This window comes from Chryseobacterium sp. 14P4.3.2 (assembly GCF_057799275.1).
Window position 1 is genome coordinate 117,154 of the sequence record NZ_JBYOKO010000012.1, and the last position, 22,807, is coordinate 139,960.

Consider the following 22,807-nt stretch of genomic DNA (forward strand, 5'->3'; position numbering starts at 1 on the left):
CACTATTACATAAAACGCTCAATACTAATCATACAATTAAAGTCTTTCGAAATACAGAAATCACTGAATATCACTGATTCCGGCGATACCTGTAAAAGATACTTTTTAAGTATCTTTGAATTCAGTAAATGAACGAAAATAATAACTCATTACTACCCAAAAAACTATGAAAAAAATCATTTCAACTTTCGCATTTGTATTACTATTTGGCTTTATAAATGCTCAGGAAAACTTTGAAGTCTCCACTTTAAGAATCGGACCTTATAAAATCTTTATGGACAAAAGTGAAGCAGAAAAAATTTCGGGTACTTCTCTTAAAATTTCTGACAGCGAGAAAAAGAATTTTGTAAAATATAATGGAGAGCTTATCAGCGTGGAAGTTTACCAGGGATATGGAGGTGATGCCAAGCCTGATGCGATTACGATCACAGGAATGACCACAACCAGTAAAAAATTTAAAACAAAAAGCGGAATGGGAGTTGGGAGTACCAGAGATGAACTTATTAACACCTATAGAAATTATCCTACATTCAGCATTCGTCCGGAGTATGATGATAACGGCAAGCGTCTGAAAGATTCGGGATACTTTAATATTGAAGATTATGATGCAGGAACAGAGCTTACGTTTAGATTTGTGAATAATATTGTCACGGAAATCAAAGTTTATGTCAATGAAGGCTGCTAAAACAGTGAAATATGCATACACATCAAAATCCGGGTTTTCATATCCGGATTTTTGCATTTCCATAAGCCGTTAAAAAATTGTAAATTCGCGTGCAAATAAATCAGATATAATGAGTAAAAGTATTGAAGAGTTAAAATCTCTTACTACGCAGATCAGAAGAGACATTTTAAGAATGGTTCATGCTGTAAATTCAGGACACCCTGGCGGAAGTTTAGGTTGTACGGAATACTTCACAGCCATTTATGGAAAGGTAATGAATTATAAGCTTCCTTTCACAATGGAAGGAAAAAATGAAGATCATTTTTATCTATCAAACGGGCACATTTCTCCAGTATTCTACTCTACTTTGGCAAGATTTGACTTCTTCCCGGTAGAAGAACTTAGCACTTTCAGAAAATTAGATTCAAGGTTACAGGGCCACCCTACTACCCATGAAGGGCTTCCTGGTATCAGAATCGCTTCAGGTTCTCTTGGACAGGGACTTTCTGTAGCTCTTGGTGTAGCGGAAGGTAAAAAACTGGATGGTGATAAGTCTCTTGTTTACACGCTTCACGGAGATGGTGAACTTCAGGAAGGTCAGATCTGGGAAGCTCTGATGTATGCTGCTGCTAAAAAAGTAGATAACATTATCTCTACTATTGACTACAATGGGCGTCAGATTGACGGAGATACTGATGATGTATTAAGCCTGGGTAATCTTCACGCTAAGCTTGAAGCATTCGGATGGATTGTTTTGGAAGAAAAGAACGGTAATGATCTTGAAGCTGTAGTTGCAATTCTTGAGAAAGCAAAAACAGAAACAGGAAAAGGAAAACCAGTTGTAATTATCCTTCATACGGAGATGGGTGCAGGTGTAGATTTTATGATGGGATCTCACGCATGGCATGGTAAAGCTCCTAACGACGAGCAGTTGGATACGGCATTCAAACAATTGTATTTAGAAGCTCCGGCAGATTATTAATTATTAAAGTGAAAGCTAAATTATTTTTTTTACTATTATTCATATCCATCAAACTATGGAGCCAGCGTTCTGTGATTTTAAAATATGAACTGGATTATCAAAATGATAATAAAGTATATGTGGATCAGGATAATGAAATGATAATAAAAGAAATTAGCGCAGACATTCCATATAATATTGAGATTATAAAAAACAGAAAATCCAACTATTATGGAGGGAGCATCAAAAAGACCTTCAATTTAGTAGTAGCTTCTGATTATAATACTGAGGTTAAAGATGTTGTAAATACCTATGAAATTTTATACAACGAGAATAAAGGAGCCACAGATATAAATGGCTTTACCTGTAAAGAATATGTAATTCTGAAAAACAAAGAAATTTATTTCCGCGTACTTATTGATAGTGAGAATGCTATAAATAATACAGAATTACTAAATTTTATGACAGGCATTCCTTTTTCACAGGTTATTTTTCCCAAAGGTTTAATTATAGGCATTAAAAATGAAAAAGGTAAAATGTCATTTGAACTAAAGAAAATAGCCAATATCAATTTCAAAATTAGGTACGATATTGAGAATGACATCAAGAAAAACAATGAATTGGAACGTAAAAAATCACAAAATTTCAAATCTAGCGGTGTTTATTATACTCCCCCTAATTAAATTTAAATAGAAAAAAATGAAATATACATATACAGAAAAAAAGGACACTCGTTCAGGATTCGGAGCAGGATTAGCTGAACTTGCTGATACAAACCCTAATGTAGTAGCACTTTGTGCAGACCTTATCGGTTCTTTGAAAATGGAGAAATTCATTGAGAAAGCTCCGGAAAGATTCTTCCAGATAGGTATTGCTGAAGCTAACATGATGGGTATTGCAGCAGGTCTTAGCATCACAGGAAAAATTCCTTTCACAGGAACTTTCGCTAACTTCTCTACATCAAGAGTATATGACCAGATCCGTCAGTCTATCGCTTATTCTAATAAAAATGTAAAAATCTGTGCATCTCACGCAGGTCTTACTTTAGGAGAAGATGGGGCTACTCACCAGGTATTGGAAGACATCGGTATGATGAAAATGCTTCCTGGGATGACGGTAATCAATCCTTGTGATTACAACCAGACCAAAGCGGCTACTATTGCTATTGCTGAGCACGAAGGTCCTGTATATTTAAGATTCGGAAGACCTACTGTTCCTGTATTCATCCCTGAAGATATGCCTTTCGAAATTGGAAAAGGAATTATGCTTCAGGAAGGTACTGATGTGACAATTGTTGCAACAGGGCATCTTGTATGGGAATCTCTTGTAGCGGCTGATGAGCTTGAAAAAGAAGGTATTTCTTGTGAGGTAATCAACATCCACACGATCAAACCTCTTGACGAAGAGATTATTTTAAAATCTGTTGAAAAAACAGGGAAAATTGTAACGGCTGAAGAGCACAACTACCTTGGTGGTTTAGGAGAATCTGTTGCGGGAATGCTTGCAAGAAGAAGACCTACAAGACAGGAGTTTGTAGCTGTAAATGATACTTTCGGAGAGTCTGCAACACCTGCTGAACTAATGAAGAAGTATAAGATTGATGCTGCTGCAGTGAAGGAAGCTGTCAAAAGAATTTTAGCTTAATATAAGCTAGCTTATATATAAACTCCGGCGGTTTCTTCGAAACCGCCGGAGTTTTGTTTTCATTAGTTATTATTGTTTTTAACCCCGCTTATGATTCTCGTGTCCTGTTTAACGGAACTCCTATGGCTTCCAGCACCGGACATAAAATCTTTTCTATATATTCATCTTCCCTTCTGTTGGAAGCTTTTGATCCTGAAAAATAGTTGCTGATCCTATAATTTTTTACAAACTGATTTCTCTTTTTTCCCATCGAGTAATAATAACCTCCGCTTTCATCATGCACAAAATAGGTCATCTCATCAAAATTCATAATTTTCTTAGAGAAAATCTGCTTTCTGTAAATACACTTTTCTGATTTATCAAAAGTATATTTCACAGGCACATGGAAAAGCAGATCAAAGAGGAAATAAGCCATATAAAGACCCCAAAGTCCCAAAGCAACTTTAAAATATTCTTCGGACATTTTATCCCGAAAGTAATAGGTCATTACCGGAAGAGCAATTACCCCCAGCCCCAGCCACCACACCAATGTACGCAGGAAACTGTAATTGGGCATGAAGCTTATTTCGCTTCCGTTGTTTTCAAATTTATACCGGTCTGTTACGTTCATTATCAGCCTCATTAATGTTCATAATATCTTCTGTTTCATTGATCATTTTTTGTATCCCTTTGTGGGTAACAGCCTGCCCTATCGTAAGCTTTTCCTGCTTTCCGTTGACTTCAAAATGCATAAAAAGGGCTACATTGACTGTAAAAAGGCCTAAATATTTAGTACCTATTACTTCAAAATTGGTAAAATCCTGTATTGAATACGTCTTCGCTGAGGCAAAAACAGTATGCTTCCCTGTAATGGTTTTCTGATCCATATCAATGATAAACTTCTTGGTAAAAAAATTGATTACAATAAGAACCACAAGGGCAATAAGAATAAGGCTCATAATCCTTACACTATTAAAAGTAAAGCCTGCTACTACCAAAAAAAAGAGAGAAAGGACAGCGACAAAAACCGGCTGATTTTTAAAAATATACTGGTTACCTTCTTTCTTATAAAAGTTATAGTTATTCATAATTTAATATTTATTTTTTTTTGTTTTGATTGAGTGTGTCTGTAACCTTAGTACTGCCTTTGGGCAATCTCATCTTCATTGATGATTTTCAATGTATTTAAATCTGTTCTGAAATAGGAGTCATGAATTGAAAAATAGGCATCTATTTTTACCATAGTCTGTGCTGATGCTTTTTTCCAGCAGTCGAAAAACCATTGTTCAAACAGCAGATACTTTTCCTCATCATATTCCTCCAGAATCTCATCCAGATCATCGTCTTCATATTCATCCTGAAACTCTGCAGCAGCAGTCCATATTTTCTCAGGGATAAGGGCGGTCCATTCGCTATTTCCTTCTGTAGTCTGATTCTTTTTTGCAGGAAGAAATATTTTATTTGAAGCCATTCTGCCTGTAGCATCTACTCCCCAGGATATGATGTTCAGATAATCATATTCATACTCAAAATAAAAAGCTTTGACATCAGCCTTAGTATTCTCGTTAAGGTACGTTACAGATTCCCCTTTCAGGAGATGAATCAGATCTTCGGTAAGCTGTGAACTGATCTTGCCAAGATAATGTTTAAATTCAATATTGAGTTTTTTAAGATCTTCCATATCTATAGAATATTCATTTTTAGAGTTTATCTGTCTATTATATGTCCGGTCCATTTTTCCAGTTCAGAAAACATCTCATCAACGGTAAGTACTTTCAGATCCGGATGCTCCTTTAGCCATTGAGAATGAAGCTCGGTTATGTTTTCATCCAGACTGTAAAATGTATCGTTTTTCAAAGCATCCCTTGTTTTGTTGGGACCGAAATACTCACTTTCCAAAAACTTCTGAAGTTCACTTTCTTGAAGCCTCTCTACTTTTGAGCATTGTTCCTGAAAAAGCTCCAGATGTTTTTCTGCTCCTATTTTCTTTAAACCTACTCCAATCATTTTATTAAGTTCTGGAGACCATCCGGAATTCCATACAAACTGAGAGAAATTCCCATTACTGTACTGACCTGCATAATAGTCTATATAGTAGCTGGTTATTGAATCATCATGTATATTTTCTGCATCAATTCCCTCTTCGTTCAGAAGATTAACGACAGAAATATTAGAAAGAATCAAATCGTAAGGATCACTGCTCTTATAAGAGGTATCCGAAACAATTATTTTATCTGATTTCATATTATATAATAAGGTGTTGTTTTATTCTTTAATGCCATGTCGCCATCCACTCCAGATATTCATTTTTATATTCATTATCATTTAGTCTGATAATGATCTTTTCCAGATCCTCATTTTGAAATTCATAGTCTGAAACTGTAAAAGTGACGAAAATATCTTTGCCTGTGATCTGTATAAAAAAGTTCTCATCTTTAAGCTTTTCCAGCACTTCAATACATGTAGAATACAGCTGGGCCTGAAAATCCCCAAACCATTGATCATCTTCTTCATTCTCATCAAGCGCGGCTCTCAGCCGGGTACAAATTTCCTCAAACTCATGATGAGCACCTTCCATTTCATAAGCCCATTCAGCAGGCTCATATTTGTAATAAAGAATATCATCCTCATCCACTGTTTCAAGCATCTCTAAAGTATTGGTTGCAGGACATACCGTCATAGCTCCTTCATCACTATACAATGCAAAACTGCAGATACCTTCTGTACCATGTTTTTCATACATTTCCAAGAAGGCTTTTTTAGCGGCATTTTCTATCTGCCCTTTCAAAATTTCAAAATCCATATTCCTCTTCTATTTTAAAATGGGCGGTAAAAATACCCTTATCCTACCAAATTAGTATGTTATATTTCATAAAAGTATAGCCAGTTTCATGATTATGGCTATATCATTTTGTAATTAATGCTTGTTTTCATTGCTACACATGAGCAGTCAGAGAATCATATCATTAGTATTGTAAAAAATGAGGACAAATTCCTTACTTTAATTGTTGAAACAGACAATCTGAAAATACGATTTTTATACTTGCCTATAATAATTGTACGACTATCGTAGATAATGGATTATTGTGTACAATAGAAAATATTAGTATTCCTGATTGTATTGATTAATATTTTACTCCTTTTCGACAGCCCCTTTTTTTCAGTTACTTTGATTTTTGGCATTCTATTAAATCTCCCTTCAGTTTTCTGATCTGAATGTGTACAAAATACATGGATAAACCAGTAAAATCAATACAGAAATATGCACATAATATACAATAATTGTCACTTTAAAATGATCTAATTATTTATAGTTTTGAAAACATCAACGTTGACGAAATTTATTCTAGATCTTTAAATTGTATATGTACAGTGCATGATAAGCATGAGAATAATTCACCCCAATGTCAGGGATTGTATGACACAAATAATTTTATATAACACTAAAAAATTATCAAAATGAAAAAATTAAATGGAATGAAGAGCAATTTCTCTTCTTTAGAAAACAAAAAAATGAAAAGTCTACAATCTATCAAAGGTGGTGGAGAATCTGCAATCAACTATGTTTCTACAAATAATGGAGAAGTATATGATAAAGAAACATGGATTGATCATGAACGCAAATCAACTTTATACATCGGCTAAACTCAATAACAAAGTAAATACATATTATGTAAGGGAGGAAAATAAGTCCTCCCTTTATAAATAAGATCATCACCAACTCTATAAATATTTTCTAATGAAACGAAATTCAATTTTGATATATCTATTCATCATTATTTCTATTGTTCTTTCCTGCAAAAGCAATGATTATATTGTTTATTATAACAGAGTGAATGAAATTGATAGCCTTTTTCGGATTGCTAGCCAACCCGAGAAAGCTATAAAGCAATACAGAAAACTGTTTAAAAAATACAACCCTAAAAATCAGGAACGCATTAAAGAATATGAGACGTACATCAAACTGGCAGATCAATATCAAAAAAATTTCGGCGGAAAGAAAAGTCTTTACAAGCTTATCCCTTTGATTGCTCCTTATGAAGGGTCGGAAAAAAATTACTTCAGTCTGTTCCAAAAATACGGTATAGACAGCACTGAAGTGAAACAGAGAATTGCAGACTGGAAAAAAGGTTTGAATAAACGGCTTGTAGATTCTTTCAGTATTGCTTTTATCCGTGATCAGGCTGAAGGCCGAAGAAATCCTCAGCTTATGGAAAAGAACGACAGAATAAATGCAGAACTTTTGAAATGGACCTTTGAACATTATGGCTATCCTTCGATACAAAAAATAGGACTTATTGGAAATGATGGGGTATTTATGCCCATGCATCCCTTGTTCAGCCATATGGTAAATTCAAAAGAATATCCATATTTCAAAGCAAAAATGCTTGAATATATAAAATCCGGAGACTGTATTCCCAAAGACTACGCCAATATGGTAGATCGACACAATCTGCACATCAGTAAGGAACGAATACTATATGGTATTTACCTAAGCTATGATGCTATTGTAGATACCATAAAAGCTGATCAGGAAAGAAAAAAAATAGGTATACCTAGTATTAAACATTCTTCTAAAATCACAAAAGATTACTTTAAAAAATGATCCTTATTATTTCCAACAACAATGAAAGGACAACCGTAAAAATTATTGAATGGCTCCTTGAAATGAAAAAGAAATTTATCCGTATACATGAGGATGAAATTTTTGAAATTAAAGTTGAAAACAAAAAAATCTTTTTAGAAAGTAACAGAAACACTTTTTTCCTGAATGAAATAAGCAGTGTATGGTATCGAAGAGGCAGGTTAAAAATCAAACGTCTGCGATATGACAATCATTCTGTGAATGCTCATATGAATGAAGTACAGCATTGGCTGGAAGATTATGTAAGAAAAACGCTGGAATCTAAAAAACATATCAATAAAGAAAGTAACAGCGATATTAATAAGCTGCTGGTATTGGAACAGGCTAAAAAAGCAGGTTTAGAGGTTCCTGAATACTTTCTGGCAGACAATACCAATCAGGTATCTCTACATAATACCATTATCAAAACAATTGGCGGAAACCCAATATTGGACGATATAGATAAAGATTTAAATGGTATTATGTACACTACAACTATACAGCAAAAAGAGAAAAAAGATTTCTTTATCACTTTCTTTCAGGAGCAAATTGAAAAAGAATTTGAGATAAGAACCTTCTATCTGAACGGAAAATGCTACTCGATGGCCATTTTCTCTCAGAACGATGAACAAACCAAAACAGATTTCAGGAAATACAATTTAGAAAAGCCTAATAGAAATGTTCCTTATGACCTTCCTTATGATGTTGAAGAAAAAATTGATCTACTGATGCAAACCCTGGATTTAAATTGTGGTTCATTAGATTTTATAAAAGGTAAAGATGGAAGATATTACTTTTTGGAAGTCAATGCAATTGGGCAATTCCTCGGACTCTCCAATATATGCAACTATTCGCTGGATAAAGAAATCGCAGAATATTTATGAAAATCAAAGTAACAGAAACGAACAAATTACCCCTCACGTTCAAGCATATTGAAACTTTTCGTAATCAGAAACTTAAAAAAGGAAATGATATCGTCTATGTTTTAGATTGTGAAAAATATCAAAGTAATTTTCACATAAGAGAAAAACCTCAAAAACCCCTCACCCGGTTATCATGAAATATTTTAATCTATTCAGTAACATCCAGATCACCAAGGGAGCCTGCAGAATTCTGATTTCCGATTTACAGCGAAATGTATCAGAGCTGTATCCTTTAGAGTTGTATGAGATCGTAGAAGAGCTGAAAAGTCTTTCTATTGAGGATATCCGGAAAAACTACGATAAAGAATCCGTAGAAATCTTTAATGACTATCTCAGCCTTTTACTGGAAAAGGAATATGGTTTTGTCACAGAAAATGATTGGGACAAAAATTTCCCGCCTCTTTCATTAGAGTATCTGGAACCAAGCAGGATCACAAATATTTTTATCGAAACAGAAAATATTGATCTCATTAAAAAAATTAGACCTTCCGTAGAAAGTCTGGGAATACAGCATCTGACGCTTTACAGTACTGCGCCATTAAGCGAGGAAGATTTAATAGAAATTGATAAAATATTTGAAAGTTCAGTATTGTCCGGAATAGAAATATTTTCGCCATTTCATCAAAAAATCGATGAGTTTTTCATCCAGCAGCTTCATAAGAATACAAGGCGAATTTATAGTTTTGTTTTTTATGGTTGTCCGCAAAAACCATTCAAAACCAAAGAAGAATATAGATTTTCTATACAATACATCAAAGAAGACCTAAAAATATCAGCCTGTGGCAAAATAAATGTGAAATATTTTAACACTAACCTTCCCAAAGTCCTGGAAGCCGTCCATCACAATTCCTGCCTGCATAAAAAGATGGGGATCGACAGAAACGGCAATATTAAAAACTGTCCGCTGATGCCGGAAAGCTTTGGAAATATTCAGCATCAAAGTCTTGAAGAAATCCTGAACCAAAAAAGATTCAAAAAATACTGGAATCTCACCAAAGACCATATAGAAGTGTGTAAAGATTGTGAGTTCAGATATGTCTGTACTGATTGCAGAGCGTATACAGAAAATACTCACCACAATAAAAAAGGGCTGGACATTTCAAAACCATTAAAATGCAGCTACAATCCTTACACCTGCACGTGGGAAGAATAGGCAGGAAGAAAATATGAATATTACAATCGGTTCTGTTGTTGAAATCATATTGGTTCTCATTATAGGATTATGGATGGCTGCACGGTCTAAACCAAAGTACAGTGTGTATAATCGCTCCAAATATTCTTTAACACCCAAAGGCTCATTTATTTATTGCAGCCTGGAAAAACAGCCTTTAAATAATATTTAAAGGCTGTTTTTTATTATGGTATGTGTAATTATCTGAAAACTTATCTGAAAAACTTCCATTTTGGAATAATGGCCAGCATCCCAAATCCTGTGAAAAGGAAAAGGTTCGTAACATCTGTGTACAAAAAAGTAGACAGATAGTAATTGTGCATAAAGAAATGCATTACCAGTAAAGCCGGAAACATAAAGATCCCTACTTTACGATAAAAGAACATCAGGACCAGGCTAACCATCATCAATACATCAATTGAAAAAATAACATAAAAATACCATCTTGGGATCTGAAGGTATTCGTGCTGCAAATATTCATCACCATCAATTCCCAATCCCATTATTGTAAACAACATCAAGGCTGCAAAGGCCAGTATAAATCCCCATCCTTTCTTCGGATCCTCGTCAAAATAGCTGTATTCTTCCATAGTACAAAAATAAAGAACTTATGAGAGATTTCATAAGTTCTTTTATAGTTATTCGTTTAAAATTTGAATTAAATAGAGATCGCGTTGATCAATCTATTTTTGTCGCTCAAATACTCTTCCATAGAGATCATACTTTCAGTCCTCATTACATCCTGAATGTCATCAATCTGATAAATAATTCTCTTGGCATCTTCTGTATTCTTTGCTCTTACTTTACAGAAAATATTATATTTTCCGGAAATAACACTCGCTTCGATTACGTTAGGAATAGTTGACAATTCTTTCAATACTTCCTGAGTACGGTTGGATTTTGTCAAAAGGATTCCGATGAAAGCTGTAAAGTGATAGTCCAGCTTACCATAATCGATGTTAAGAGATGATCCCAAAATAATACCTGCATCTTCCATCTTTTTCACTCTTACGTGAATTGTTCCAGCAGAAACGTCCATCTGCTTTGCAATTTCAGTAAAAGGCATTCTTGTGTTTTCTACTAAGAAATCAAGAATTTTCTTGTCTATTTCGTCCAGTTGATAGTTCATATTAGTTAAATTACAATTTCTTTAAAAAATCTATGTATTTTTTGCAAATTTACGAAAAATAATTTAACTAAAAAATATATATCAAATATTAACAATAATTAACACAGATGATAAAAATCATTAAAATATTCTAATTATTTACCATTCGATTTTATAGAATCTGTTTTTATTTCCCCTTTTGTTTCAGTGGCTTTTTTGTCTTTTTTCTTCTTTTTAAACAAAGAATTAAAGCTTTTACTCCACACAACTCCCCCTCCATAGGCTTGATTAGCAGTTCCGTTTGTACTTACCATACCGATATTTGTAGGCTTAGAATATGCCCTCACAACAAGTGTACCATCGTTTTTCTTAGAAAAGTCATACTCTACAGAGCCTTCTGTAGAAAGATAGTTATTCTGGGCACCGTCTGTTTTAGACAATGGAATTCCCAATCCGGTTTTGATATTTACTCTGGGAGAAAGTGCTACACTCACACCCGCATTGGCTCTGTCTGCCACACTTGCACTCTGATCCCCTTTTACATAATTAAGGTCAATCTGGAATTCATTACTCATCGTATTAAGAACAGATCCCAATTGCTTAAGAAGTATATTATATCCAGAGGATTCTGCCACATTTCCAACATTCACATCCACTCCTCCAGAATTGGAAACATTAAAGGTACTCAGTAACAGAACGGAACCGAACTGAAGAACCTTCTCTCCTTCCTGGCTCATTTTGGCTGCCAAAGTCTCTCTCACCTGGCTGGAAACATCCAATGCAGTAACATTCAGGTCAATTTTAGGTTCTACCAGCGACTGGGTGATATGAGCCTGCAGCAAGACGCTGATAGGCTGTAGTTTTCCCATACTCAGATATTCTCCTACATTGGAAACCATTCTTACATAGTTGGCATTGATATCTAATGCAGGCTTCATGGCATCTCCATCCCACCTTATACTACTGTTTTTCTCAATCTGGAATGTTTTATTAAGGATCGCCTTAGAGACAAATGTTCCGTTATCTACTTTATACGTTCCGCTCATACCGATATTCCCCTGTCTGTTCATCTGGAATTTCAGCGGGTCTGCAACTCCTTTTACCGTAATATTCCCCACATCATCACCCACCAGTACATTTACCGTAGTCCCTTTATCCACAGCCAGGTTGAAGTCAATGTTCATGTTGGCACCGGTCTTTTTCTTTTCTTCCAGCGTTACCAGCCCGTCTTTTCCTTCTTTCAGGAACCTCAGCATTTTAAACTCTTCAACATTGGATGTAGAGCTTGAATTAAATGTAAAGGTACTTCCGTTAAGTGCCTTCATATTAGGTGTTGTGATACTCAGTCCTGAAACCGGCCCATCCACATAAAGGTCTCCCTGCCCGTAAACTCTTCCCCAAAACAGGTCAAAATCTTTCTGAGCAGTATTAAGCATCAGAAGGTTGTCTGCTCTCATTACCAGAGAGACTCCCATTGAAGAAAGGGTTTCAAACTGGATCGCACCGGAGATGTTTCCTTTGGAATTCGATCTTCCATCATGCACTTCAATATTGTTGAGAATCGCAAGTCCTTTAGTCAGCTGAATGACTGTATCATCAAATGCATAATCTACCCCTGTAAACAGAAGTTTTAATCCAAAATCTTTTAAAGCAATGTCTCCACTATAATCAAGGTTATTAAGCTTACCGTTAATCTTAAGATCTCCTGTTGCTTTTCCGCGAATATTTCCAAAAACAGTCTGTACAAACTGCTGTGTAAAAGACAGATCAAAATCACGCATTTCTGCTGTAAGATCAATAATAGGCGAAGACGTATTATTATTAACTGTTCCTGTCAAATTCAGGCTGTTACTTCCAAGAACCCCCGCAGAATGTACTTTTACATCGATATCATAGACGTTCAGAGAGAAACCGTTGGTTGCCGAAATGGAAATATCTCCCATATCATTACCATTCATCTTAATATTATCAATGTTAAGATCTACCAGAGGCTGCAAGGTACTCTTATCCATTTTGATCTTTACAGTTCCATTGGCGAGCCCTTTGATATCCATACTGTTTCCTCCTGACTGCATTTCAAGAAGTTTTTCTATAGCAAACTCATTAATATCAGCATCTACATAGAAATCTTTCGCTGATTTAAACTGGGCTTCCTTAATAAACAGAGCACTTTTATCTGAATAAACTCTCAGATTCCGGATATCAAAATCTCCGGTTTTCTTTCTATAAGTAATAGAGTGATTAAGTTCCGGGCTGGTATCAATCGCCCAGGTTACTTCATTGAATTTTACTTCTGTAGGTTCGAATTTAAAGACATAGTCACCAGCAGCATCAGTGGACTGATCTACATTAATAGCATAGTCTTTAAGCTTCTCGTTAATTTCATCATCAGGGCTTCCATGCTTAAATATTGTAGCAAGATGGAGTGTATTTCCATTTTCATTACTTCCTTTGAGCTCGAAGTCTTTGATGATATTCTTATTATATTCTGCCCTGTTGATCTTAGCATACAGCTGTTGATTAAGGTTGGCGGTGTTAATTCTTATTTTAACACTATCTACCATCGCACTGTCTTTGTTAATATTTTTTCTCTCGTGAATTTTATAATCGGGATTAGAAGTTGCCAATGCTTTATCTGCATCGGTAATTTCATCTTCTTTCGTCATAATATACTTTAAAGAAGCAGCATCAAGATTCAGCGTAAGGTTATTGGAGTTTCCATCATACCCCCCTTCTACAACCGCTCCATGAGGCAGCTTCAGTTCGGGTAAGAAATAATTGACCAATCCCTGCTGAACATCAAAGTTCAGGGTAAAATTCTGTCCGTGATATAATTTTCTGGGAGGAGGCCCTACCAATATTCTACCCATTCCATTTTCCACCATTCCTACAAGATCTGCAAGGCTGTATCTCCCGGATATCTTTCCAGTAGCGGCTCCCGGAGCATCTACATCGATAACGCGGCCATCTGCAGTAATAAATGTTTTTAGTTTTGCCGTAGGAATATCATATTTCTGGGTAGCGGTTGCAAAATGAAGATTATTGGCATTCACATCCACCGTAAGGTCATTGATGGAAGACATTGACATTTTCCCTTCAACCTGTCCGCTTACCACCTGACTGCCCGGTTTACCGGTAAAATAATTCATATTCAGGTAGCTCACATCGGCATTCACATCCATCGCTACTTTAGAAGTGCTGAAATCTATTAACCCTTTGATCGTTGCTTTTGCCTGTTCATCATTAACGGTAATGAGTCCGTTGTATTTTTTATGGTCCAGCAACCCATCCAGATAGAGGTTATTAATGGTTTTATCCATAATTTCAACACTCGTAATCTTAGATTTCGTAGTCAGACGCATTGTATTTACATCAAAGCTTTGTCCGTTAAGATCAAATTGACCTGATATTAAGCCTACTGTTTTATTCTTGGTAATCACAGATGTATTAAGGTCTTTTACATCAAGATAGCCTGAGTATTTAGGCATTGCCGTACTATAACCTGTAAGGGTAAGTTTAGAAATCTTCGCCTGCCCTATTCCGGTCATTAAATTCCCGTTCTCTACATAGATCTGATCCGGATTTACTTTTGCGGTTCCATTGTACTTTAATTTCCCAAAATCATCCGCAAAGTTCTTCATCTTGTTGGAGATGAAAGAAGGCATCATTGCCTTTAAATCTTTATAGGTAAAATCTGCAGAAAGGTCTTTGGTTTCGATTGAAAAGTGTCCTTTCAGCAAATTGTCTACTTTCAATGTTTTGGTGGCAATATTAACATCAGGATTTCTGATGAGAAAATTTTCAAGATGAAATTTATTCAAAGGCCCCGTCATTATTCCTGAAAGATTGAACGGCTTGATATTGTCCCAGTTCGTTACAAAATAGCTGATATCATATCCACTGATCTCGCTGCCCTGATCAATCTTCATATCCCATCGAACCCTGTCTGCAAAATCAGACCATGAGCCGTCATGAAGGTTAAATTTAATATTTCCCTGAAGTAAGGTATGATCTGTATTTAAAGTAAGATCCTTTAATGACAGAAACTGCTTGGTCAAAGACAATTCTGTGGAAAAAGTGTCCACAATATGGGATTTACCCCATCTTGAGGTAACAAATGACATATTATTAATTAGCGCCGATACATTCGGGCCATTGACCTTTACATTGGGCGCTTTCAGATTAAATTTTGTAGCAGTAAGCCATTTTCCATGTTCTCCCTCGGAGTTTTCGTTAATGATGGATACTTTAGAATCGATAATCTGCACTCTGGAATTCAGCTGAAAAGGAGGTTTACTGGGATCTCTTTTCTTTCCATTATCAAAAAGTTCTGTAAATCTGACAAAGTTTGAAATACTGTCCCCTTTATAGGTAATAACTTTCACATCAGCATTCACAAGCGTAAGAGAGTTAAAACTTAAAGAATTACTGCTTCCGGAGATGGCATTTACGGCAAGTGAAATCCAGTCAGAATCGGCACGGAATTCACGGGCCGTAATAAAATTAAACCCTTTATAATCTTTTACCTTTAAGCCTTTTATGGTTACATCTCCAAAATAGTTAACATCTACACTTTCTGTAGAAAATCCTGATTTAAAATCCTGATTAACAATCTTAAGTGCCTGATCAGCTGCCCATTGTTTAGTCACCGGAAGATTGATAACCACCAATATGCTTCCCACCAGGAAAAGCCCCAACCAAAAGAGAATCAGGAGCAGTTTTGCCCACCAGGTATAGCTGACAACGTCTTTCATTGCCTGTTTCCCAAACTCTCCAGCCGTCTCTACGGGATGATGTATAGCATCTGAAGCAAGCTCAGAGGCTTCTTTTACGGTCTCCCGAACTTTACCTTCAACATTATCTACAGTTTTCTGTACCTGATCTCCTAGGTTTTCAGCTATAGATTTTTTATTTTCATTCTCGTTATTATTCTCTAACTTTGCCATTATTATGAGCGACTCTATAATTTTAGGTATTGAATCGTCCTGCGACGACACCTCAGCAGCTATCATCAAGGGAAATTCTATTCTTTCAAACATTGCCGCGAATCAGGCCATCCATAAAGAATATGGAGGTGTGGTTCCTGAATTGGCTTCACGGGCCCATCAACAAAATATTATCCCCGTTGTTGAAAAATCTTTTTCCCAAGCAAATATACAACAAAATGCTATCTCAGCTATAGGATTTACACGCGGACCTGGACTTTTGGGTTCTCTTCTCGTAGGAACATCATTTGCTAAATCTCTGGCTATGAGCCTCAATGTACCTTTGATTGAAGTAAATCACCTTCAAGCCCACATTCTGGCCCATTTCATCGAAGATGCAAATCCTGTGCCGCCTACCTTCCCTTTCCTGTGTCTTACAGTAAGTGGCGGACATACGATGATTGTATTGGTAAAGGACTATTTCGATATGGAAATTATCGGAAAAACCATCGATGATGCCGCAGGAGAAGCTTTTGACAAAATTGGAAAAATATTTGATCTGGATTACCCGGCAGGACCTATTATTGACAGGCTGGCGAAAGAAGGAAATCCTGATGCTTTTACCTTTAATAAACCAAGATTAGAAAACTACGATTATTCTTTCAGTGGTATCAAAACGTCCGTGTTGTACTTCATTCAGAAAGAAGTCAGAAAAAATCCGGATTTCATCAAAGAAAACCTCAATGACCTTTGTGCTTCTGTACAAAAAACAATTATTGAAATTCTGATGAAGAAACTTGAAAAAGCAGCCAAAGAACTGAACGTTAAACAAGTTGCTATTGCAGGAGGCGTATCTGCCAATTCTGCATTGAGAAAGGCAATGGAAGATAATAAAGAAAAACTGGGATGGAATATTTATATCCCAAAATTTGAATATACAACAGACAATGCTGCCATGATCGCCATGGTTGCACAACTGAAGTTTGAAAGAGGCGAATTTACAGACCTGAGAACTACTGCTACAGCAAAATATGATTTATGAAAATACTTTTAGAAGAAAAAATACTGGGAACCCATTCTAAAAAGAACTCAAAATATTACTGGGTATTAGAAACAATTACCGGAAAAAATGCTGAAACGGAGAATTATGTAGATTATTTTCCATCAAGTTCTGAAAAAGGGTATATCCACGATATAAAAGATCAGATCCTGGAAAAAATAAATTCTGAGCATCTTTTCAGTTTTCCTTATACTCCAAAAGAAGGAGATTATTTATCGATCAAAAACAATTTGAGAAAACAGGAATACTTAAATCTGATTTTCATAAACAATATCTGGATTGAAGAAATTTTTATTTGCAGTTACAGAAATTGTGATACCGATATATACACAACCCTAAAAACGGGAGTAGCATTCTTAACTCAGGATATATGAAATTATTTTACGGAGAAATAGAAGGTCCGAAAGTTACGATCAACGACGAGGAGCAACAGCATATTGTGAAGGTTCTCCGCATGAGAACGGGTGAAGATATTCACGTAACGGACGGAAAAGGAAATCTTGCCTCAGGAAAACTTTTTATAGAAGGTAAAAAAGCAGGTATTGAAGTTGCAGAGATCCAGGAACATCTGCCTGACTTTAATCCTAAACTTCACATTGCCATTGCTCCGACAAAGAATATTGACAGGATAGAGTTTTTTGTAGAAAAAGCTGTGGAAATGGGTATTTCGGAAATCAGTATTATAATCACTGAAAAAACGGAGCGCAAGAACATCAATATTGATAAAATAAGAAAACAGAGTATTGCCGCTTCAAAGCAAAGTTTGAGATTCCATTTTCCTGTGATCAATGAGGTACTGAGGCTTCCGGATTTTCTGAAGAAAATAAACCCGGAACATACTTTTGTTGCCCATTGCAACGAGAATCTGGAAAGAATTGAACTCAAAAACATTCCTCAACTGGAACAGTTGACTTTTTTAATCGGGCCCGAGGGAGATTTTTCTGAAAAAGAAATCCAATATTTATCCGGTCATAATGTAAAAGCTGTATCACTTGGAAACCAAAGACTAAGGACCGAAACAGCCGGTGTATTCGTATCTGCGTGGAATTACTACAGATTAAAATAGATCAGTCAAAACAATAAATACCAGCATATTTTAAATATTTTTGCGCCTTTAAATTTATAACATGAGGCGTTTTTATTTATTTCTAGTATTTTTTCTATTTAATTTCTATCATTCACAGCTTGACAAGGTTCATTATCTGCAGCCCATTATCTTTGGGGACTATACAACAGCAACCATTGTAGAGGAGTATGTATACCTGTCTACTCCGTCTACCACGAATATTACAGTTAATATTAAACTGGCAGATGACACCACCATTCCAAGATTATCGGTATATGACATCACTGCTGCAACTTCAACTGTAGTAACCAATGGTGTTGTGACCGTAAGCAACAGCAAACCGGTCAGACTTTCCGTTATCAATACATCCAATACAATATTGCCTCCAGGGCAGACCCCTCTCACCATGGCGGCTAATAAAGCAGGAACGATCATTCCGGCCAACACCGGTGGTATGATCTTCCGCTCTAATGATAACTTCTTTGTCAATTACAGAGGAGCATCAGGTTCTCAGGCCGGATCAGTTCTTACAAAAGGAAAAGTAGCCCTTGGTAAAAATTTCTTCTGGGGAGGAACACCCAACGAATTTACGACCTCAGTAGCTGAAGTAGGTAATATGGCTTCTATTATGGCCACTGAAGACAATACAGTTATTACAGTATCCAATATAGATACCGGCACAGAATTCATCAATGGATCTGGTACGACTCCAATCACCGGAAATACAGTTACCCGAACTTTAAGCAAAGGACAATCTTTTGTTTTATATGCCAAGGTAAAAACAGGCACACTAAGTATTCAGGATACCGGCTGGCTGGGTGCAAAAATAACTGCTGACAAAAATATCGCGGTAACGGTAGGAGGGCTTATGCAGCAGGGCAGCATTGATACAGGAACCAATTCCGACAACCGTGATTTTGCAGTAGACCAGCTTGTTCCTGTAGAACAGCTTGGTAATGAATATATTGTCATGCAGGGGAACGGAGGTGCTTACGAAAGAGTAATAGTTATTGCCACTGAAGCCAACACTACCGTACGTATGAACGGCAATACAGCAGTGAATTATACATTAAATAATGCCGGAGACTACGCGATTGTACCTGCTACATTTTTCACCAATAAAAATATGTATTTAAAAACAAATAAAGCAGTCTATGTTTTTCATAAACTGTTCGGAAGTGCAGGTTTAAATACAAACAGTTTTATGTTTATCCCTCCTATTTCATGTTTTGGACAGACTTCTGTAAATATGATTCCGGATGCCAAACAAATTGGAAGCACTATTTACCCCAATACTGAGTTAGCGGTGCTTGCAGCCACCGGTGCCAATAACATTCCCACTGTAACTGTAGGCGGAACAGCCATTACGGCGATATCCAATGCGGTAGTTCCCGGAAATCCAAACTGGACAAGTTACCGGTATAATATTGCAGATGCTGTGCCGGCAGCCGGAAATATAAAAAATGTAAAAATAAGCTCTGCTGGCACTATTCAGGCAGAACTTCTGGGTGCCAATAACGCTGCAGGCTTCGGTGGATATTATTCCGGTTTCGGAACTTCACCGATTCTTTCCATAAGTATGAATACTCAGTATCTGAGGCCTTGTACTTCTACTACCGGAAGCACTATCTTATCGGTTACATCAGGATTAGGAAACTATCAATGGTACAAAAACAACAGCCCTGTTTCCGGTGCCACTTCTAATACGTACGCGATTCCTTTGGCAGATACTTCAGCCGCAGAATACAATGTGATTGTGAATGTTCCCGGTGGATGTACTCTTTATTCCAATGTTGTGAAATCTTTTGCATGCCCGTGTTATAAAGCTGGCGCAACTGGAACTCCTGAAATCACAAAGATCGGTATATCAACAAGGGAAGTACATAGCAGCCCCAACTGGCCTGCGGATGTTAACAATGGTTTTATAGCTCTTGAATCCAATGATAAAGGTATGGTGATCACGAGAATACCTGATCCTGAAGCATCGATTAAAAATCCGGTGGACGGAATGATTGTTTTTGATACTGATGATGTATGTCTGAAAGTGTATAATGGAACCAAGTGGTACTGTATTAACCAAACCTGTAATTAATCATGAACTATAAATTGAACATATTAGCGTTAGCATTATCAACGGCCGTAAGTGCTCAGATTGGCATTGAGAAGAGTACAATAGATGGCAGCGGACTTCTTGATTTTCCATCCGGAACTACAAAAGGGATTATTCTTCCTCAGGTACAAAATGCCGCTGCAATGTCTGGAACTTCCGGAGGGACATTTGTATTCGACGGAGCCGCGTCTAAAGTAAAGTTTCATAACGGCAGTAGCTGGATAGATCTAACTAACGCGGCCGGAGTATCAAAAGCACTGTTGCCGGGCTCAGAACAGAACAGATCCAAAGGAGTAATTATGGGAGCGCCGGATTCCTCTGCAAGAGGCGTTTTGATATTGGAATCAACCGACAAAGCATTAATTCTTCCAAAAGTAATAAATCCGGCGGTCAATGTAAAATCTCCGGTAGCAGGAATGATGTGCTATGATCCTACAGCCAAACTGGTCTGTTTTTATAACGGCACCGAATGGAGCTTCTGGGGTAATACAGATTAGATCAAAGTCAAAATAAATGGGAAATTAATATCTATTAATTTCCCATTTATTTTTCAATATTTTCTTTTATATTTTTGATAAAGAAAGTTTTTATCATGATAAGTTCGTCATCATATTAAAGACCGAACCATTACATCTCTATATTATTCTCTCTGAGATATTTTTCAAAGATCTGCTGGCCGCTTCTTATGGAATTTACCGCCCATAGAATTTTCATTCTTAAAAGCTTTTCTTTATCTAATTTATAATCAATATCAGATTTTATAAGCTTTTGTTTCAATTCATACATACAAATTGAAGCGGCTACAGAAACATTAAAGCTTCTTGTAAAACCATACATGGGAATCGCCAGGGTCTCATCTGCAAAATCCAGAATTTCCTGAGAGACACCTTCCATCTCTGTTCCGAAAACTAAAGCAATAGGTTCGGTAATTTCATACTCGGGCAGCATTTTAGCATTGTTTTCAAGGGAAACTGCAACAATTTTGTACCCTCTATCTTTAATCTTCTGAAAAGATTCCATACTACGGGGAAGTTTTTCTACCTCAACCCAGGTATCAGCTCCTTTGGTTACCCGAAGATTAGGTTCAAAACTATACTCCTCCTGTAACGCCACCACTTTATGAAAACCACAAGCTTCTACAGAGCGTACAATGGCTGCTGCATTTCGAAACTGATAAACATCTTCTACTACCGGAAGAACAAAATCTGAGCTTTCCTGGGAGAAATGTTCAATTTTCGCAAGTCTTTCTTCTGTTAAAAATTGTTTTAAATACTCAAAAGTTTGTGCTAAATCTTTCATTCATTTTCAAATCTTTGCAAATTAACGTAATTTTGGGCTATGAACCTTGATTAGGCTCCAATTCTTACTTAAAAATAATACATGAAGCGAAAAGTCCTGCTCATCTACACCGGTGGAACCATCGGAATGGAAAAAGATTACGAAACCGGAAGTCTCTGTGCCTTTGATTTTGGAAATATATTTGAAAAGATGCCTGAAATGAAGCTCATGGAATGTGAGGTTTTCGTTCATCCTTTTGCTAAACCGCTGGACTCTTCAGATATGGGGCCTGAAGAATGGAGGATTATCGCCAATTATATTCTTAAAAATTACAATGATTACGATGGTTTCCTGATTCTTCACGGAACGGATACGATGTCTTATACCGCATCTGCACTAAGCTTCATGTTAAAAGGATTGAGAAAGCCTGTCATCATGACCGGTTCTCAGCTTCCTATTGGAGATCTGAGAACTGACGCCAAGGAAAACCTTCTGACAAGCCTTTATTATGCCAGTCTTTATGAGAATGACGAAGCAGTTATTCAGGAAGTTGCGATTTATTTTGAGTACAAATTATTAAGAGGAAACAGAACGCTGAAATATTCTGCTGAGTATTTTGATGCTTATTCTAGTCCGAATTATCCTATATTGGGACAGTCGGGGGTTCATTTAAATATTCTTAAAGACAACTTATTCCGTTGTGATCCGAGAATAGAATTTCATGTGGATGAATATATTTCTGAAGATATTTTATTTTGGAGAATTTTTCCGGGGATGCACCTGAGCCACTTCAAAGAAATCCCCAAAATGAAGGTCCTTATTCTGCAGGTTTTTGGTTCGGGAACCATTTTCAGTAGTGAAAAAACTCAGGAAACCCTTCAGGAAATCAGAAATAACGGAACTGAAATTGTAGTAGTAAGCCAATGTATATCAGGAGGCATCTCATTTGGAAAGTATGAAAACAGTAATATTTTCTCCAGAATAGGTGCTATCAGCGGAAGAGATATGACTGCAGAAACAGCGATTACCAAAGCGATGCACCTTATAGGCAATCCAAGCTACTCAGGAAGCTTCGCTGATAACTTTACAAGAAGCCTTTGTGGAGAAATTACTGATTAATTGCAATAATAATTTGGATATTAAAGAAAATACACTATTTTTGCAATCTCAAAAAGAGAGGTGTCCGAGTGGTTGAAGGAGCTACCCTGGAAAGGTAGTATACGGGTAACTGTATCGAGGGTTCGAATCCCTTCCTCTCTGCAAAGAAAAGTAAAGCCTGTGCTAAATTAGCACA

24 protein-coding genes and 1 tRNA gene are annotated in these 22,807 nt (G+C 36.4%); 16 read left to right on the forward strand and 9 right to left on the reverse strand.

All coding sequences use genetic code 11. The features are described 5' to 3' along the window. Positions 1-166: 166 nt before the first annotated feature. From AC27VX_RS17095 to AC27VX_RS17110, 4 genes are all read left to right on the forward strand, one after another. Entirely contained in the window at positions 167-685 is a 519-nt protein-coding gene (locus AC27VX_RS17095; RefSeq protein ID WP_236857620.1) for a hypothetical protein, read from the forward strand. A 106-nt stretch (positions 686-791) separates the two neighbouring features. Next, complete coding sequence (locus tag AC27VX_RS17100) at positions 792-1,646, forward strand: transketolase (protein WP_262912535.1); 855 nt, start codon at positions 792-794, stop codon at positions 1,644-1,646. An 8-nt stretch (positions 1,647-1,654) separates the two neighbouring features. Further along, positions 1,655-2,308 (forward strand): hypothetical protein, encoded by a 654-nt coding sequence (locus AC27VX_RS17105; RefSeq protein WP_236857618.1) that lies wholly within the window; start codon positions 1,655-1,657, stop codon positions 2,306-2,308. 16 nt (positions 2,309-2,324) lie between these two features. Next, entirely contained in the window at positions 2,325-3,269 is a 945-nt protein-coding gene (locus tag AC27VX_RS17110) for a transketolase family protein (RefSeq protein ID WP_236857617.1), read from the forward strand. Positions 3,270-3,357: 88 nt separating this feature from the next. On the opposite strand, the gene AC27VX_RS17115 is transcribed toward AC27VX_RS17110, so the two are convergent. The 5 genes from AC27VX_RS17115 to AC27VX_RS17135 are packed head-to-tail and all read right to left on the reverse strand — an operon-like array spanning position 3,358 to position 6,051. Continuing rightward, positions 3,358-3,879: a hypothetical protein gene (locus tag AC27VX_RS17115; RefSeq protein WP_236857616.1), complete on the reverse strand. Its 522-nt coding sequence runs from the start codon at positions 3,877-3,879 to the stop codon at positions 3,358-3,360. Beyond that, entirely contained in the window at positions 3,857-4,336 is a 480-nt protein-coding gene (locus tag AC27VX_RS17120) for a hypothetical protein (RefSeq protein ID WP_488696831.1), read from the reverse strand. Before AC27VX_RS17120 ends, AC27VX_RS17115 begins: the two co-directional genes overlap by 23 nt. A gap of 47 nt (positions 4,337-4,383) precedes the next feature. Beyond that, positions 4,384-4,929 carry a hypothetical protein gene (locus AC27VX_RS17125; protein WP_488696833.1) on the reverse strand — a complete coding sequence of 182 codons (546 nt, stop codon included), beginning with the start codon at positions 4,927-4,929 and terminating at the stop codon, positions 4,384-4,386. Positions 4,930-4,955: 26 nt separating this feature from the next. Next, on the reverse strand, positions 4,956-5,492 hold the full coding sequence (locus tag AC27VX_RS17130) for a DMP19 family protein (protein ID WP_488696835.1): 537 nt from the start codon (positions 5,490-5,492) through the stop codon (positions 4,956-4,958). A gap of 28 nt (positions 5,493-5,520) precedes the next feature. Continuing rightward, positions 5,521-6,051 (reverse strand): DUF4303 domain-containing protein, encoded by a 531-nt coding sequence (locus AC27VX_RS17135; RefSeq protein WP_488696837.1) that lies wholly within the window; start codon positions 6,049-6,051, stop codon positions 5,521-5,523. A 656-nt stretch (positions 6,052-6,707) separates the two neighbouring features. On the opposite strand from AC27VX_RS17135, the gene AC27VX_RS17140 reads away from it, so the two are divergent. From AC27VX_RS17140 to AC27VX_RS17160, 5 genes are all read left to right on the forward strand, one after another. Continuing rightward, on the forward strand, positions 6,708-6,893 hold the full coding sequence (locus AC27VX_RS17140; RefSeq protein WP_488696839.1) for a TIGR04139 family peptide modification target: 186 nt from the start codon (positions 6,708-6,710) through the stop codon (positions 6,891-6,893). Between the two features lie 94 nt (positions 6,894-6,987). Beyond that, a complete protein-coding gene (locus AC27VX_RS17145; protein WP_488696841.1) occupies positions 6,988-7,854 on the forward strand; it encodes a hypothetical protein in 867 nt (288 codons plus the stop codon). Next, on the forward strand, positions 7,851-8,756 hold the full coding sequence (gene gwsG / locus AC27VX_RS17150) for a grasp-with-spasm system ATP-grasp peptide maturase (RefSeq protein WP_488696843.1): 906 nt from the start codon (positions 7,851-7,853) through the stop codon (positions 8,754-8,756). The genes AC27VX_RS17145 and gwsG overlap by 4 nt, the downstream gene beginning before the upstream one ends. 172 nt (positions 8,757-8,928) lie before the next feature. After that, complete coding sequence (gwsS, locus tag AC27VX_RS17155) at positions 8,929-9,948, forward strand: grasp-with-spasm system SPASM domain peptide maturase (RefSeq protein ID WP_488696845.1); 1,020 nt, start codon at positions 8,929-8,931, stop codon at positions 9,946-9,948. Between the two features lie 13 nt (positions 9,949-9,961). After that, entirely contained in the window at positions 9,962-10,138 is a 177-nt protein-coding gene (locus AC27VX_RS17160; RefSeq protein ID WP_236857607.1) for a hypothetical protein, read from the forward strand. Between the two features lie 40 nt (positions 10,139-10,178). Here the strand turns inward: AC27VX_RS17160 and AC27VX_RS17165 are convergent, their stop codons facing one another. The 3 genes from AC27VX_RS17165 to AC27VX_RS17175 form a co-directional block, all read right to left on the reverse strand. Beyond that, complete coding sequence (locus AC27VX_RS17165; protein WP_488696847.1) at positions 10,179-10,556, reverse strand: hypothetical protein; 378 nt, start codon at positions 10,554-10,556, stop codon at positions 10,179-10,181. 68 nt (positions 10,557-10,624) lie between these two features. Then, positions 10,625-11,095, reverse strand: coding sequence for an Lrp/AsnC family transcriptional regulator (locus tag AC27VX_RS17170; protein ID WP_103290738.1), 471 nt, complete (start codon positions 11,093-11,095; stop codon positions 10,625-10,627). A gap of 134 nt (positions 11,096-11,229) precedes the next feature. Continuing rightward, entirely contained in the window at positions 11,230-16,020 is a 4,791-nt protein-coding gene (locus tag AC27VX_RS17175; RefSeq protein ID WP_488696850.1) for a translocation/assembly module TamB domain-containing protein, read from the reverse strand. A gap of 4 nt (positions 16,021-16,024) precedes the next feature. Between AC27VX_RS17175 and tsaD the strand changes: the two genes are divergently transcribed. The 5 genes from tsaD to AC27VX_RS17200 all read left to right on the forward strand — a co-directional run bounded on the left by tsaD (position 16,025) and on the right by AC27VX_RS17200 (position 20,732). Continuing rightward, a complete protein-coding gene (gene tsaD / locus AC27VX_RS17180; RefSeq protein WP_300688348.1) occupies positions 16,025-17,041 on the forward strand; it encodes a tRNA (adenosine(37)-N6)-threonylcarbamoyltransferase complex transferase subunit TsaD in 1,017 nt (338 codons plus the stop codon). Next, complete coding sequence (locus AC27VX_RS17185) at positions 17,038-17,433, forward strand: hypothetical protein (RefSeq protein WP_236857603.1); 396 nt, start codon at positions 17,038-17,040, stop codon at positions 17,431-17,433. Before tsaD ends, AC27VX_RS17185 begins: the two co-directional genes overlap by 4 nt. Further along, positions 17,430-18,125 (forward strand): RsmE family RNA methyltransferase, encoded by a 696-nt coding sequence (locus AC27VX_RS17190; protein WP_300688350.1) that lies wholly within the window; start codon positions 17,430-17,432, stop codon positions 18,123-18,125. Before AC27VX_RS17185 ends, AC27VX_RS17190 begins: the two co-directional genes overlap by 4 nt. A 61-nt stretch (positions 18,126-18,186) precedes the next feature. Then, positions 18,187-20,217, forward strand: a complete 2,031-nt coding sequence (locus AC27VX_RS17195) for an IgGFc-binding protein (RefSeq protein ID WP_236857601.1) — start codon at positions 18,187-18,189, stop codon at positions 20,215-20,217. 2 nt (positions 20,218-20,219) lie between these two features. Further along, positions 20,220-20,732, forward strand: coding sequence for a hypothetical protein (locus AC27VX_RS17200; protein WP_488696853.1), 513 nt, complete (start codon positions 20,220-20,222; stop codon positions 20,730-20,732). A 130-nt stretch (positions 20,733-20,862) separates the two neighbouring features. Here the strand turns inward: AC27VX_RS17200 and AC27VX_RS17205 are convergent, their stop codons facing one another. Further along, positions 20,863-21,534 carry a TrmH family RNA methyltransferase gene (locus AC27VX_RS17205; RefSeq protein ID WP_300688358.1) on the reverse strand — a complete coding sequence of 224 codons (672 nt, stop codon included), beginning with the start codon at positions 21,532-21,534 and terminating at the stop codon, positions 20,863-20,865. A gap of 81 nt (positions 21,535-21,615) precedes the next feature. Between AC27VX_RS17205 and AC27VX_RS17210 the strand changes: the two genes are divergently transcribed. Further along, entirely contained in the window at positions 21,616-22,632 is a 1,017-nt protein-coding gene (locus tag AC27VX_RS17210) for an asparaginase (RefSeq protein ID WP_488696855.1), read from the forward strand. 54 nt (positions 22,633-22,686) lie between these two features. After that, a tRNA-Ser gene (locus tag AC27VX_RS17215) sits at positions 22,687-22,773 on the forward strand. Positions 22,774-22,807: the final 34 nt, after the last annotated feature.

Excerpts from the sequence above, each read along its gene's own strand:
- AC27VX_RS17095 (WP_236857620.1), top strand. The coding sequence starts at position 167 with ATGAAAAAAATCATTTCAACTTTCGCATTTGTATTACTATTTGGCTTT.
- AC27VX_RS17110 (WP_236857617.1), top strand. The coding sequence starts at position 2,325 with ATGAAATATACATATACAGAAAAAAAGGACACTCGTTCAGGATTCGGA.
- AC27VX_RS17115 (WP_236857616.1), bottom strand. The coding sequence starts at position 3,879 with ATGAACGTAACAGACCGGTATAAATTTGAAAACAACGGAAGCGAAATA.
- AC27VX_RS17120 (WP_488696831.1), bottom strand. The coding sequence starts at position 4,336 with ATGAATAACTATAACTTTTATAAGAAAGAAGGTAACCAGTATATTTTT.
- AC27VX_RS17125 (WP_488696833.1), bottom strand. The coding sequence starts at position 4,929 with ATGGAAGATCTTAAAAAACTCAATATTGAATTTAAACATTATCTTGGC.
- AC27VX_RS17130 (WP_488696835.1), bottom strand. The coding sequence starts at position 5,492 with ATGAAATCAGATAAAATAATTGTTTCGGATACCTCTTATAAGAGCAGT.
- AC27VX_RS17135 (WP_488696837.1), bottom strand. The coding sequence starts at position 6,051 with ATGGATTTTGAAATTTTGAAAGGGCAGATAGAAAATGCCGCTAAAAAA.
- AC27VX_RS17140 (WP_488696839.1), top strand. The coding sequence starts at position 6,708 with ATGAAAAAATTAAATGGAATGAAGAGCAATTTCTCTTCTTTAGAAAAC.
- AC27VX_RS17145 (WP_488696841.1), top strand. The coding sequence starts at position 6,988 with ATGAAACGAAATTCAATTTTGATATATCTATTCATCATTATTTCTATT.
- gwsG (WP_488696843.1), top strand. The coding sequence starts at position 7,851 with ATGATCCTTATTATTTCCAACAACAATGAAAGGACAACCGTAAAAATT.
- gwsS (WP_488696845.1), top strand. The coding sequence starts at position 8,929 with ATGAAATATTTTAATCTATTCAGTAACATCCAGATCACCAAGGGAGCC.
- AC27VX_RS17160 (WP_236857607.1), top strand. The coding sequence starts at position 9,962 with ATGAATATTACAATCGGTTCTGTTGTTGAAATCATATTGGTTCTCATT.
- AC27VX_RS17165 (WP_488696847.1), bottom strand. The coding sequence starts at position 10,556 with ATGGAAGAATACAGCTATTTTGACGAGGATCCGAAGAAAGGATGGGGA.
- AC27VX_RS17170 (WP_103290738.1), bottom strand. The coding sequence starts at position 11,095 with ATGAACTATCAACTGGACGAAATAGACAAGAAAATTCTTGATTTCTTA.
- AC27VX_RS17175 (WP_488696850.1), bottom strand. The coding sequence starts at position 16,020 with ATGGCAAAGTTAGAGAATAATAACGAGAATGAAAATAAAAAATCTATA.
- tsaD (WP_300688348.1), top strand. The coding sequence starts at position 16,025 with ATGAGCGACTCTATAATTTTAGGTATTGAATCGTCCTGCGACGACACC.
- AC27VX_RS17185 (WP_236857603.1), top strand. The coding sequence starts at position 17,038 with ATGAAAATACTTTTAGAAGAAAAAATACTGGGAACCCATTCTAAAAAG.
- AC27VX_RS17190 (WP_300688350.1), top strand. The coding sequence starts at position 17,430 with ATGAAATTATTTTACGGAGAAATAGAAGGTCCGAAAGTTACGATCAAC.
- AC27VX_RS17195 (WP_236857601.1), top strand. The coding sequence starts at position 18,187 with ATGAGGCGTTTTTATTTATTTCTAGTATTTTTTCTATTTAATTTCTAT.
- AC27VX_RS17200 (WP_488696853.1), top strand. The coding sequence starts at position 20,220 with ATGAACTATAAATTGAACATATTAGCGTTAGCATTATCAACGGCCGTA.
- AC27VX_RS17205 (WP_300688358.1), bottom strand. The coding sequence starts at position 21,534 with ATGAAAGATTTAGCACAAACTTTTGAGTATTTAAAACAATTTTTAACA.
- AC27VX_RS17210 (WP_488696855.1), top strand. The coding sequence starts at position 21,616 with ATGAAGCGAAAAGTCCTGCTCATCTACACCGGTGGAACCATCGGAATG.